General features: G+C 59.2%; 9 protein-coding genes and 1 pseudogene. 5 read left to right on the top strand and 5 right to left on the bottom strand.

What is annotated here, in order from left to right; genetic code table 11:
- Positions 1-140: 140 nt before the first annotated feature.
- The gene (locus BHE81_RS05265; RefSeq protein WP_023301966.1) at positions 141-1757 is read left to right on the top strand and encodes a sensor histidine kinase; all 1617 of its coding nucleotides are present in this window, start codon (positions 141-143) and stop codon (positions 1755-1757) included.
- A complete protein-coding gene (gene dcuR / locus BHE81_RS05260) occupies positions 1754-2473 on the top strand; it encodes a two-component system response regulator DcuR (protein ID WP_004176303.1) in 720 nt (239 codons plus the stop codon). Before BHE81_RS05265 ends, dcuR begins: the two co-directional genes overlap by 4 nt.
- On the opposite strand, the gene BHE81_RS05255 is transcribed toward dcuR, so the two are convergent.
- Positions 2454-3404 (bottom strand): FAD:protein FMN transferase, encoded by a 951-nt coding sequence (locus BHE81_RS05255; protein WP_016946653.1) that lies wholly within the window; start codon positions 3402-3404, stop codon positions 2454-2456. The two genes, dcuR and BHE81_RS05255, sit on opposite strands and share 20 nt — an antisense overlap.
- A 67-nt stretch (positions 3405-3471) precedes the next feature.
- On the bottom strand, positions 3472-6249 hold the full coding sequence (locus BHE81_RS05250) for a flavocytochrome c (RefSeq protein ID WP_004152245.1): 2778 nt from the start codon (positions 6247-6249) through the stop codon (positions 3472-3474).
- Positions 6250-6890: 641 nt separating this feature from the next.
- Between BHE81_RS05250 and BHE81_RS05245 the strand changes: the two genes are divergently transcribed.
- The 3 genes and pseudogenes from BHE81_RS05245 to BHE81_RS05235 form a co-directional block, all read left to right on the top strand.
- On the top strand, positions 6891-8402 hold the full coding sequence (locus tag BHE81_RS05245; protein ID WP_004148278.1) for an anion permease: 1512 nt from the start codon (positions 6891-6893) through the stop codon (positions 8400-8402).
- 54 nt (positions 8403-8456) lie between these two features.
- On the top strand, positions 8457-10109 hold the full coding sequence (fumA, locus tag BHE81_RS05240; RefSeq protein ID WP_004152246.1) for a class I fumarate hydratase FumA: 1653 nt from the start codon (positions 8457-8459) through the stop codon (positions 10107-10109).
- Between the two features lie 163 nt (positions 10110-10272).
- Positions 10273-10908: pseudogene (locus BHE81_RS05235) on the top strand (mechanosensitive ion channel protein MscS); the annotation flags it as partial.
- 363 nt (positions 10909-11271) lie between these two features.
- Here the strand turns inward: BHE81_RS05235 and pcaC are convergent.
- The 3 genes from pcaC to pcaB form a co-directional block, all read right to left on the bottom strand.
- Positions 11272-11661, bottom strand: coding sequence for a 4-carboxymuconolactone decarboxylase (gene pcaC / locus BHE81_RS05230; protein WP_004143067.1), 390 nt, complete (start codon positions 11659-11661; stop codon positions 11272-11274).
- Positions 11654-12418, bottom strand: coding sequence for a 3-oxoadipate enol-lactonase (gene pcaD, locus BHE81_RS05225; RefSeq protein WP_110246577.1), 765 nt, complete (start codon positions 12416-12418; stop codon positions 11654-11656). The genes pcaC and pcaD overlap by 8 nt, the downstream gene beginning before the upstream one ends.
- Positions 12408-13606: 3-carboxy-cis,cis-muconate cycloisomerase (pcaB, locus tag BHE81_RS05220; protein WP_228268703.1), on the bottom strand; the 1199-nt coding region annotated here is incomplete at its 5' end. The genes pcaD and pcaB, both read right to left, overlap by 11 nt.

Below are 13606 nucleotides of genomic sequence, written 5' to 3'. Positions count from 1 at the left end.
CCTGTGGCGAAAAGCCGCAGTGTATCGCGCGCTGGAGGAGTCTGCCGTAGCAAAAGCGGCCTTTTGCTTTGATTACACGGCTTTATGTATGCCGCGCTATCGGCGATAATAATCTTTCACTGAATCTACCCGGGGTCGTCATGAAGGCTTCAGAGCACCCGCCTCGCGTTCGCCAACGCGCCTTACCGTTAAAGCTGAGCACCGCCGTGTCCTTGATGATCGGCAGCGTCATCGGCGCCGTGCTGCTGCTGGTGTATGCCTTGTGGTATATGCAGATCAGCAACGCCACCCGCGACGGTCTGAAAGAGACCGCGCTGGCGGTGGCGCGCACCATGGCCGATATGCCGCAGGTGAAGCGCGGACTGGAGGCGCCCCCGCAGCAGCAGATCATTCAGCCGCTGGCGCAGGCCATTACCCGCCGCAACGACCTGTTGTACGCTATCGTCACCGATATGCAGGGTATTCGCTATTCGCATCCGGACAGCTCAATCATCGGCAAACCGTTCATCGGCCACGATATTCAGCCGACGCTGCAGGGGAAAGAGAATGTCGCCATCAACCACGGGGTGCTGGCCCCGGCGCTACGGGTGTTTACGCCGGTGTTCAACGAACGGCATCAGCAAATCGGCGTGGTGGTGGTCGGCATTTCACTGAGTAAAGTGGACGAACAGATCGCCAACAGCCGTTGGGACGTGCTGCTGACCATCCTGTTCAGCGCGCTGGTCTGCGCGCTGGGCACCTGGAGCCTGGTTCGCGGCCTGAAGCGCGTGCTGCTGGGGCTGGAGCCGCACGAAATATCCACCCAGTTTCAGCAGCGTCAGGCCATGCTTCACGCCCTCAAGGAGGGGGTGGTGGCGGTCGATGCCCATGGCGAGGTAAATCTCATCAACCCCGCGGCGGAAGAGATCCTCTTTTCCGGCCCGGATAAGACTCTCGTTCACAGCCCCCTGCTCGACGATCTGCAGACCGTACTGCAGAGCGGCGAGCCAATGTTCGACCGCGAACTGGGGTGCAATGGTCTGCTGCTGATCGGCAATACAGTGCCCATTCGCAGCCAGGGTGCGGTGGTCGGCGCCATCTGTACCTTCCGCGATAAAACTGAGGTCAGCCAATTGCTGCAGCGACTGGACGGCATGATGAGCTATGTGGATGCCCTACGCACCACCTCCCATGAGTTTATGAATAAACTGCACGTGATCCTCGGTCTGCTGAATATGAAAAGCTACGGCAAACTCGAAGAATACGTGCTGCAGACCGCCCACCGCTACCAGGCGGACATCGGCGACATTCAACATCGCATTAAATCCCCGGTGGTGGCCGGCTTCCTGATAAGTAAAATTCAGCGCGCCACAGAGTGCGGCTTTACCCTGACGCTGGCGGAGGAGAGCCTGGTGCCGGATTGTCCGAACGAGAAACAGGTCACGGTGCTGGTGACGGTGCTGGGCAACCTTATTGAGAACGCGCTGGACGCCATGAGCGGCCAGGCGGAGGGTGAGATCGGCCTGCTGCTGCACTACCAGGACGGCTGGCTAAGCGGTGAAGTGAGCGACGATGGGCCGGGGATCCCGGAGAACAACATCGACGCTATCTTTAACAAAGGCTTCTCCACCAAAGGCGAGAATCGCGGCGTCGGGCTGTTTCTTGCCAACCAGCAGTTGCGCGAGCTCGGCGGCACCCTCGCCGTCGAATCGGAACCCGGCGTATTTACCCAATTTTTTGTTCATCTCCCCTGGGATAGTAAAAGGAAACCTGCGTGATAAATGTTTTAATTGTTGACGATGATGCCATGGTGGCCGAACTGAATCGCCTGTACGTGGCAAGGGTTCCCGGCTTTCGTTGCAGTGGGAGCGCTTCGACGCTCAGTCAGGCCCAGGAGATGATTAACGATCCGCAGCAGGAGATCGATCTTGTGCTGCTGGATGTCTACATGCAGCAGGACAGCGGGCTCGATCTCCTGCCGACCATCCGCGAGTCGGGTCGCGCCATCGACGTTATCATGATTACCTCGGCGGCGGATGCCGCCACGGTACAGACCGCGATGCATTACGGGGTGGTCGATTACCTGATCAAACCCTTCCAGTTTCCGCGCTTTGAAGAGGCGCTCACCACCTGGCGGGAGAAGCGCAAGCTAATAACCGGCCAGCCCTATTACGAACAGGCCGATGTCGACCGCCTGCTGCACGGCGGCGCGCCGGAGGCCAGCGACGCGCGCAAGCTGCCTAAAGGGTTAACCGCGCAAACGCTGCGCACACTCTGCCAGTGGATTGACGCCCATCCGGATGTCGAATTCTCTACCGATGAGCTGGCGGCGGCGGTGAATATCTCCCGCGTTTCCTGCCGCAAATATCTGATTTGGCTGGCGCAGATCAATATTCTCTATACCACTATCCACTACGGCGCTACCGGGCGGCCGGTCTATCGCTACCGCCTGGTCGCCGAACAGTACAGTTTGCTTAAGCAGTACAGTCAATAACCCGATAGCCGCTGTCCAGCGGCGCAAAACGCAGCCGCTGCGGCGATGAGAGAATAATGTCGCGATTTTTGGTAACGAAAATCGCGTCGATATCCTGCCGCTGACGCAGCGCTGCGCAGCCCTTCTCCACGCCGAGGCCGAACAGCAGCGTGGTCCAGATGTCGCCGTCTAAAGAATCCGCGGAAATGACCGTCACGCTGTCGAGTTCGTTGTCCAGCGGATAACCGCTGCGCGGGTCGAGAATATGGTGCCAGCGTTTGCCATCCTGTTCGAAATAGCGCTCGTAGGTCCCGGAGGTGACTACCGATTGCCCGTTGACCGTCAGCGAACCGATCAGCGCCTGCGCGTCGGCAAATGGTTTTTTCAGGCCAATGGCCCATTCGCCGAGGGTATGCACATTGCCGCCGAGGTTGATCAGCGCCTTCTCCACCTGCTGCTGACGGAGATAATCGCGCACGCGGTCAGCGATATAACCTTTGGCGATCGCCCCGAGATCCAGCTCCATCCCCGGCTGTTGGAGAAACACGCTGCAGGTTGCCTCATCGAGGATCACCTCCTGTGGGCGGGTCAGCGCCAGTCGGGCTCTGATCTCAGCCGCGTCAGGCACGCTGTGCCCGTGAAAACCAATTCGCCACAGCTTCACCAGCGGGCCGATGGCGAGGTTAAAGGCGCTGTCGCGCACCATGCTGGCGGCTTTGGCGCACTGGATCAGCTGAAAGACCGGTCGGCTGACGGTGACCGGATGACGCCCGGCGGCATGGTTGATATCCATCACCTGCGACTCGGCGCGGTTAACGGTGAGCAGGTCTTCATAGCGCTTGATAAGCTGGAAAACGCGGGAGGCCATCGCCTCATCGTGGGAACAGAGTTTGAGCAGGATGGGCGAGCCCATCAACACGGCGGAGTAGCTATAGACGCGGTTATCGGACATCGGGCTCTCCTTAGAAGGGGCAAGCCGGGCGGCGAAAGCGCCAACCCGGCAGGAGCAAGGTTACAGGTTATCCTCTGGCACGTTTCGCCGCCTGATGGCCCGCGAGGGTACCGAAGATGATGATATCCGCCACCGCGTTACCGCCGATACGGTTGCCGCCGTGGATCCCGCCCACCACTTCACCGGCGGCGTAGGCGCCGCGAATCGGCTGCTGCGCCACATTCAGCACTTCGCCATCGGTATTAATGGTCACGCCGCCCATGGTGTGGTGCACCCCGGGTGCGATGCGAATGGCGTGGAACGGGCCTTCGTTAATCGGCGCGCGCAGCGCGGTGGTCCGGCCAAACTGTTCATCATGCTGTTTTTCCACCGCCCCGTTGTAGCACTCGAGGGTGGCGAGGAAGGCATGGTAATCCATCCCCAGTTTCTCCGCCAGTTCCCGCGGTGAGCTGGCGCTGGTGACGAAGCCTTTGGCGATGTACTCGTCGGCAGCTTTGTTTTTCGCCCGCACATGTTCGTCGAAGACGATGTAAGCATAGTGTTCCGGCAGAGCGATAATCGCCGCCGAGACTTTATCGCGGGTCTCCATCTCGTTGAAGAAGCGGTTCCCCTGCTGGTTAACGAGAATAGCGCCGCCGCCGCGAATCGATTCGGAAATCAGATACGAGGTCTGCTGCTCCACGGTCGGGTGAATCTGAATTTCGCCCATGTCCACGGTGCCGGCGCCGATGCGTTCCAGCAACGCGATACCGCTCCCGGTAGCCCCTTTGTGGTTAGTGGTGACGAAGCCTTCAAGGTCAGGACGATACTTCACGACCATCGCGCTGTTAGCGCTGAAGCCGCCGGTGGCCACTACGATGCTTTTGGTCTGTACTTCAATGACCTCTTTTTCGTCGTTGATCAGACGTACACCGCTAACCTCATCCCCGCGCATCAGGATCTCTTCCACCGAGGTATCCAGCAGGACGTCAATACCGCGTTTGGTGATGTTGCGCACCAGGCCGCTAATCAGATAGCCGCCGACCGCTGACCCGTCGCGCGGACGGTGGGTACGGTCAATGCTCATCCCACCGGTGGTGGTAATGTCGTTGAGCATAATGCCCCGGTCCGCCAGCCACTCAATGGCTTGCGGCGCGTTTTCAACGAAACGGCGCAGCAGCTGCGGGTTGTTTTTGTTGTGGCCGCCCTTCAGGGTTTCCTGATAGAACAGCTCTTTACTGTCTTCGATACCTTTCACGCGCTGGAAGCGGGTTTCCGCGGCGTTCATCCCGGCGGAAGCCTTGATGGTGTTCCCGCCGATGGTTGGCATTTTTTCAACGATCAGCACGCTGGCCCCTTCGTCGTGGGCCTGAATGGCTGCCGCCAGGCCGGCGCCGCCGCTGCCGACCACCACCACATCATAGCTTTTCGGCGCGGCGTCATTGCCGCCCTCTTCCGCCGCCAGCGCTTTACTCGATTTCAGCATCGCTTTGGCGACCGCTTTTTTCACCGCCTCGCTCTGGCTGGTGGCCCCGGAAATGGCATCGACGTGCGGGGTATTGGCGGTGAGAATACGTTCGCGGATCTCTTCGAAGCTGGTGGTGAATTCCACAGTCTGGACCGGGCTCGCCGCCAGTTCGATATCGGCAATATGGTCATTTTCGAGGCTGACGTTGATCACCAGCTCATTGGCGTCATCGTGGACGGTCTCAACAAACATCCCCGGTTTAAATTTGGCGTCGCCCATGCTCATGTCGCGGATCATCGCTTCCACCAGCGAGAAACGCCATAGCGGTTCCGGAATGTGCAGCGCTTCACGCTGGGTGCTGTCGATAAACAGCTCCAGCTCTTCGCCGGCGGCGATACGTGACGCCCAGTCCGGATAGGCGATGCAGGCGCGGCCCACGGCGATCAGGTCATAACCATGATCGAGGCCCTGCTCGGCATCGGCGGCGTTGACTACCCCGCCGACGCCCATCACCGGCACCTGGGCGAGGGTGTCAGAGCGCATCGCGCAGTATTTCTCGATAAGCGGCGTCGGATCGCTGGTATCGACGATAGACGGACGCAGGGTGGCCCCCACCGAGAAGTGCAGATAATCGACACCGCGGGCGGCCAGCTTTTCCAGCAGATACATGGTGTCGTCAAAGCGGATCCCCGGGACCTCCATCTCCTCCGGCGAGAAGCGATAGCCGATGATAAAGGCATCGTCGGCGTACTGGCGGGCCATTTTGTGGGTGATATCCAGCACCGCCAGTGGGAAACGGGCGCGGTTGTCGCGGCTACCGCCCCACTCGTCATCGCGCTGGTTGGAGTTCGGCGAATAGAACTGCTGAATGAGATAGGTGTTGGCGCCGTGAATTTCGACCCCGTCGAAACCGGCGAGAATGGCGCGACGAACGCCGTCGCCAAACTTGGCGATCATCCCTTCCACTTCTTCTCCGCTCAGCGCCCGCGGCATGGCGGCGCCCTCACGCGGCGCGGCAATAGCGCTCGGCGCCACCGGCTGGCGCCCCCCGATCAGCTGCGGGTCGACCATACGGCCGCCGTGGTAGATCTGCAGAATCGCTTTTGAACCCTCGGCTTTGATCGCCTCAGCGATTTTCGCCAGGCCGGCAATTTTTTCATCATTATCGATGCCGATCGCGCCCGGGAAGGCCAGACCGTAGTCATCAATAAAGCAGCACTCGACAATAATGGTACCGATGCTTCCGGCGCGCGCGCGGTAGTACTCCACCAGCTCGCTGGTGACAGTACCATCGAAATAACCGGTGCAGGTGGTCATTGGCGCCATGAGCAAACGGTTTTTCAGCTCGGTACCATTTGGTAAAGTAAATGGCTGCAAAATACGTTCGTTACTGGTCATAAGTTACGCTCCAGATTTTAAAATATTAAAAGCTCAGAATGAGGTGACGGAATCATTAATGGTTTTGGTTTTTTAATTCCTGTTGTCATGCCAATAATATAACGCGTTTTTTAATTACTAAACCAATTACGTTAGTTATAAAACTATTTAACCCCAGCAATAACATCGCTACCTCTATTGTATTATTAAAATAATAAATGGCATTTACATAATACAAATGCGTGATAACAATTAGGATACTTTTGTTAACATAAACAATGACAAGAAAAACCGCAAAAATACAATAAAATCATAAAGATACCAAAAGTGAATATAATTTCAGCATTTATTGTTCATTTTTCTTTTAACATCTATCGATATTTTCGCCAAAATAACACCTCATCATATAGGGTTATACTGATAATAAAAAAATAGTGAAATCACCGGCTTTTCTTGATCTTGATCAATTGCAACGGCCATTGAAAGCGCAATATATAAATAACCAACAAATTTAATTTAACGCCTCATAAAACGCGTTAAATAAGCGCCCTGTCGATACTCAGAAACGCAAAATAAAAACTAAAGTAACTTTTGTAATTAAAGAAACCACTGAGCAAGACGCTGGCGTAAACGTTATTTTCAACAACTTGCAGATACTCATTATGAAAGAGAAAAAGACAACCATACCGCCTGCCGGTGCAGTCAAGCCAACGACTGCGAATAAAAAACCTCTCCTGATGATGGCGCTGCCGATTATCGTTGCCGTGCTGTTATTGTTCGTCCCGGTCCCCGAAGGCCTGCCGCCGTACGCCTGGCACTACTTCGCTATCTTTGTCGGGGTGATCGTCGGGTTGATTTTTGAACCGCTGCCCGGCGCCGTTATCGGTATCACCGGCGTGGTAGTTATTGCCCTGTGCAGCCAGTGGCTGCTGTTCAGCCCGGATCAGATGGCCGCGCCAGGCTTCAAAATGGCTGGCGCCTCCTTTAAGTGGGCGGTGAGCGGCTTCGGCAACTCCACCGTGTGGCTTATCTTCGGCGCGTTCATGTTCGCCGCCGGCTACGATAAAACGCAGTTCGGCCGCCGCCTGGCGCTGATTCTGGTGAAATATCTTGGCCGTCGCAGCCTGACGCTCGGCTACGCCATCACCTTCGCGGATCTGCTGCTGGCGCCGTTTACGCCATCTAACACCGCACGCAGCGGGGGGACTATCTACCCGATTATCGCTAACCTGCCGCCGCTGTACGGTTCAAAGCCAAACGATCCGAGCGCACGTAAAATCGGTTCCTATCTGATGTGGGTAGCGATCACCGCCGCCTGTATTACCAGCTCGATGTTCCTGTCGGCTTTGGCCCCGAACCTGCTGGCCCTGGCGCTGGTCAAAAGCATTGTTGGCATCAATATCTCCTGGGGCACCTGGTTCATCGCCTTCCTGCCGCTGGGTATCCTGCTGATTCTGGCTATGCCGCTGCTGGCCTACTGGTTCTACCCGCCGGAAGTGAAAGTCAATAACGAAGTGCCACTGTGGGCCGCGCGTGAACTGGAAAAACTGGGCAAACTGTCGCGCAATGAAATTCTGCTGCTGGTATTCGTCTGCTTCGCGCTGATGATGTGGATCTTCGCCGCCGACTGGATCGAACCGGCGCTGGCTGCCCTGCTGGTTATCGTGCTGATGCTGTGGACCGGCGTGCTCTCCTGGAGCGATATCACCAACAACAAAGCGGCATGGAACACCTTTGTCTGGTTCGCCACCCTGGTGGCACTGGCCGACGGCCTCTCCTCCACCGGCTTTATCGCCTGGCTGGGTAAAGAGGGCGGCGCGCTGATGAGCGGCATCTCCCCGGGGATGGCGACCATCGTCCTGCTGCTGGCGTTCTACTTGCTGCACTATCTGTTTGCCAGCACCACCGCGCACACCACCGCGCTGCTACCGGCCATGCTGACCATTGCCTCGACTATCCCGGGAATGAATATGGAAGTGTTTGTCCTGCTGATGGTCACCTCGCTGGGCGTGATGGGGATCATCACCCCGTACGGTACTGGCCCAAGCCCAATCTACTACGGCAGCGGCTACCTGCCGACCAAAGATTACTGGCGCCTCGGCACCATCTTTGGCGCCATCTTCCTGGCCGCCCTGCTGCTGATTGGCTATCCGTGGATGTCCATGATGTTCTGATTCATAACCGCCGGGACTACCCCGGCGGTTTTTATCTTTATGGAGTAAGTGACTATGTCGACTAAACCGTTTGTTTATCAGGATCCGTTTCCGCTGGCGCACGACGATACGGAATACTATCTGCTCAGCAAAGAGCACGTCTCCGTCGCCGAATTTGACGGCCAGCAGGTCCTGAAAGTAGAGCCGCAGGCGCTGACCCTGCTCGCTCAGCAGGCCTTCCACGACGCCGCCTTTATGCTGCGCGTCTCCCATCAGCAACAGGTCGCCTCGATTTTGCTCGACCCGGAAGCCAGCGATAACGATAAATATGTCGCCCTGCAGTTCCTGCGCAACTCGGAAATTGCCGCCAAGGGCGTGCTGCCGACCTGCCAGGATACCGGCACCGCGATTATCATGGGGAAAAAAGGCCAGCGCGTCTGGACCGGCGGCGGCGATGAAGCCGCCCTGGCGCAGGGGGTGTACAACACCTATACCGAAGATAACCTGCGCTACTCACAGAACGCGCCGCTGGATATGTATAAAGAGGTTAACACCGGCACCAACCTGCCGGCGCAGATCGATCTCTACAGCGTCGACGGTGAAGAATATAAGTTCCTGTGCATGGCGAAAGGCGGCGGTTCCGCCAACAAAACCTATCTGTACCAGGAAACCAAGGCCCTGATCACCCCGGCGAAGCTGAAAAACTACCTCGTTGAGAAGATGCGCACTCTCGGCACCGCCGCCTGCCCGCCGTACCACATCGCATTTGTGATCGGCGGCACCTCGGCGGAAGCGACGCTGAAGACCGTCAAACTGGCCTCGACCCGCTATTACGACGGTCTGCCGACCGAAGGTAACGAACACGGTCAGGCGTTCCGCGACGTGCAGCTGGAGCAGGAGTTGCTGCAGGAAGCGCAGAACCTCGGCCTCGGCGCGCAGTTCGGCGGGAAATACTTCGCCCACGATATCCGGGTGATCCGTCTGCCGCGCCACGGCGCCTCCTGCCCGATCGGCATGGGCGTCTCCTGCTCCGCCGACCGCAACATCAAGGCGAAAATCAACCGCGACGGTATCTGGATCGAGAAGCTGGAGAGCAATCCGGGAAAATATATCCCTGAACATCTGCGTCAGGCCGGCGAAGGCGAGGTGGTAAGCATCAACCTGAATCAGCCGATGAGCGAGATCCTGGCGCAGCTGTCGGCACATCCGGTCTCCACCCGCCTGAGCCTTAACGGCACCATTATCGTGGCCCGCGACATCGCCCACGCCAAGCTGAAGGAACTTATCGACAACGGCGAGGCGCTGCCGCAGTACGTCAAAGATCACCCGATCTACTACGCGGGCCCGGCAAAAACGCCAGCCGGTTACGCTTCCGGCTCCCTCGGCCCAACCACTGCCGGCCGCATGGACTCTTACGTTGATCTGCTGCAGTCCCACGGCGCGAGCATGGTGATGCTGGCGAAAGGCAACCGCAGCCAGCAGGTGACCGATGCCTGCCATAAACACGGCGGCTTCTACCTTGGAAGCATCGGCGGCCCGGCGGCAGTGCTCGCCCAGCAGAGTATCAAGAGCCTCGAGTGCGTGGCCTATCCGGAACTGGGGATGGAAGCTATCTGGAAAATCGAAGTGGAAGATTTTCCGGCGTTTATCCTCGTCGATGATAAAGGCAACGACTTCTTCCAGCAGATCCAGAATAAGCAGTGCGCGGGCTGTAAACAGCACGGCTAACGCTATCCTCTGACGCTGATATCAGGCCGTCGCCGTTTGGGCGACGGCTTTTTTTATGTCCGCGTTTCCCCAGCTTGAATTCACTTCGCACCAGGCTATGCTCAACTACAAGCCCTCCGTTTTTTGCTGAAAAATAACAATAATTCTTATCTCAGGTGCCTCAATGAACAGGATGAGCATCGTTATCCTCTGGGCGCTGGCGCTGCTGGTGCTCCAGCCGGCGCTGGCCGCCGAACCGCGACAGCAGCCAACCGCGCGCGAGCAGGCACGCACGGTCACGATTTTCCACCAACCTGTCGTCATGTTGCAGGCCACCTTTGGCCAGACCACGCCCGAAGAGCGCGTTTTGCGCACCCGCAGCGCCCTGCGCGCCTTCACCGAAGATGATATTCGCCAGCCGCTGCGGGTCGTGCCGGTTATCCGCTATGGTCAGCCAGGCAGACTGTTTCTGATGAACGGCAAACCGGTGCTGCTGCTGAGCCAGGCGGATCTCGACGAGGGCGATGATTTAACCCTCGACCAGGCAGCCCAGCGGGTGCTGGCGCGTATGGAAGCCCAGCGCACCAGCCTCCAGGAACAGTTCAACAACCGCTATCTGTTCATCTCCGCCGGTAAAGCCCTGGCCGGGGCGCTGCTGCTGGCGCTGTTTTACTACGGCGCCTTCCGCGCCTGGCGGCGGGTGCGACGCTTTTTCCTGCTGCGGATCCTTGAAAAACGCAGCGCCATACCGCAGCACTGGCGGCGCTATCTCGGCAATATTGAAGTTCGACTCTATGCTGTGCTGGTCATCTTTCTCGGGTACAGGGGGCGGCGGCGACTGGCCGCCCCCTGTGCGCTCCCTGCGCCATAAGAGACAGAACGCAGAAGATCAACCGGGAGCGCAATCTGCCCGGAATTAACATAGAAGTTGTAGCCCTGCCAAACGTTGTGGTCCTGCCAAACATAGTGCGAACAGGGACATTTCCGGTTGTGCCGCCATTTCGCCGGGTGGCGGCTGCGCCTTACCCGGCCTACGGGGTCTACAGGCGATCTTCGCTTCCCAGGCCCGGCAAGCGCTGCGCCGCCGGGCAATCTATCGGCGCGTACCCGCCATTTCGCCGGGTGGCGGCTGCGCCTTACCCGGCCTACAACGACTGCCGGGCAATCCGACCCGGACGACGACTCAACCCTGCGCGGCGTCGATGTCGTCAAACACCTGCTGCGCCAGATGCATCGTGGCATTGGCCGCCGGCAGCCCGCAGTACAGCGCAGAGTGCATGATCAGCTCTTTCAGTTCATCGCGGGTCACCCCGTTGTTAAACGACGCGCGCAGATGCATCTTCAGCTCCGCCTCGCGATTGAGAGCGATCAGCATGGCAATAGTGATCATGCTGCGGGTATGGTGATCGAGCCCCGGACGCGTCCAGGTCTCGCCCCAGGCATAGCGGGTAATAAAGTCCTGAAACTCATCATTCAACGGCGTCAGATGCTGCAGCGTACGGTCGACGTGGGCGTCGCCCAATACTTTGCGCCGTACCGCCATCCCGTCCTGATAGCGCTGTTTATCATCCATGGCGTTCCCCCTGGAAAAAGCTCAGCAGCGCCGAAGTAAAGCTTTTCGGCGCCTCAATGTTAGACAGATGCGATGCCGCCAGAACCACCACCTCGGAGGCGGGGATCTGCTGCTGCAGGAAATGAGCGTCACCGACCGTGGTGACAGGGTCACTTTCCCCGGCGATGATTAGCGTCGGCAGCGGGATCTGCCCCACTTCGCCCCGCAGGTCGGCGGCGGCCAGCGCCTCACAGCAGGCGGCATAGCCTTCAGCATCGGTATGGGTCAGCTGGTGACAAAGCGCCTCGACCACCTCCGGCGCCTTCTGGCGAAACGCGTGGGTGAACCAGCGGTCTGCCGCTCCGGCGGCCACCACCGCCATCCCCTCCTGACGTACGGCCCGCGCCCGCGACAGCCAGCTGGCCTGATCGCCAATGCGCGCCGCGGTGTTGGCGACCGCCAGACCATGAAAACGCTCCGGCGCAAAGCGTCCCAGCCACAGGCCGGTCAAACCGCCCATCGAGATCCCGCAGAACCAGGCGCGGTCGATATTCAGGTGATCGAGCAGCGCAATCACATCCTCACCCAACTGGGCGAGGGTCACTTTGCCATTTTTCGTCGTTTTACCGTGGCCGTGCGTGTCGTAGCCCAGCACCCGGAAATGGGCGGTTAACGCCTCGATCTGCGGCTGCCACATCGCCCGGGTGGTGCCCAGCGAATTGGAGAGGACGATAACCGGCGCGCCATCCGGCCCGTCGAGTTGATAATCAAGATTCATCACGTTGCTCCTGATAACGCGCCAGCACCTGGCGCACAAAGCGTTCGGCGCTGCCGGTCGCCGTTGCCGGGTCCAGCAGCGTGGTTAAGCGTTCACGAGAGAGATACTGACTGACCTGTGGGTCAGCCGCGAGCAGATCGACCAGCGGGCAGTGACGGTCCAGCGCCTGGCGGCACAGCGCTTCGATGTGATGATGCGCCTCGGCTTTGCCAATGAATTCCGCCAACGCCAGAGTCACCGCCTCAGCCATAATCAGCCCGTGGGTGATATCGAGATCGGCGCGCATTTTCTGCGGGAAAACCTGCATGTCGCGCACCAGCGACTCGCTTTGCGCCAACGCCCCGCCCACCAGGGTAATTAGCTCCGGCAGGGTCTCCCACTCCGCCTGCCAGCCGCCCAGCGCCCGCTCATGCTGCTGGAGTTGGCTGGCGTAGATCGTCGCCATCAGCCCCGGCGTACGCTGGGCGGCGGTCAGGATCGCCGCGCAGGCCACCGGATTGCGCTTATGCGGCATCGTCGACGAACCGCCGCGGCCTTCCGCCACCGGCTCGCCCACCTCAGCCACTTCGGTCTGCATCAGCAGGGAAAAGTCGTTAGCGAATTTACCCAGCGTGCCGCAGACGCCGGCAAACCAGGCGCCCGCCTCCAGCAGCCGATCGCGCTGGCTGTGCCACGGAGTATCCGGCAGCGACAGACCGAGGATCTGCGCCAGCACCAGGCCAACCGCCGGCCCTTTCTCTTTTAGCGCGTCCAGAGTGCCCGCGGCGCCGCCGAACTGCAGCGCCAGCAGTCGCGGACGCATCTCGCGCAGCCGCTGCTGCCAGCGCAGGAGCGCGTCGAGGGTGCCCGCCAGCTTCAGGCCAAAGGTCACCGGCAGCGCGTGCTGCATCCAGGTCCGGCCCGGCATCACGGTATCGCGATAACGATCCGCCTGGAGAGCCAGGGCCGCCAACAGCTGCTCAAGCAGGGTCTCAGCGGCATCCAGCGCCCCGCGCAACTGGAGCACCAGTCCGGTGTCGATGGCGTCCTGGCTGGTAGCGCCCCAATGAATGTAGCGCGCAGCCTCAGGATTTCGCGTTTTTACCTGCGCCGTCAGCTGTTTCACCAGCGGGATCGCCAGATTACCGGCTCCCACCGCCGCCTCGCCCAGCGCGGCAAAATCGATGGCCTCGTGGCGGCAAGTCGCCA

Source organism: Klebsiella sp. AqSCr (genome assembly GCF_008452795.1).
Classification (GTDB): domain Bacteria; phylum Pseudomonadota; class Gammaproteobacteria; order Enterobacterales; family Enterobacteriaceae; genus Klebsiella; species Klebsiella pneumoniae.
This window is presented reverse-complemented; position numbering and strand designations above follow the sequence as displayed.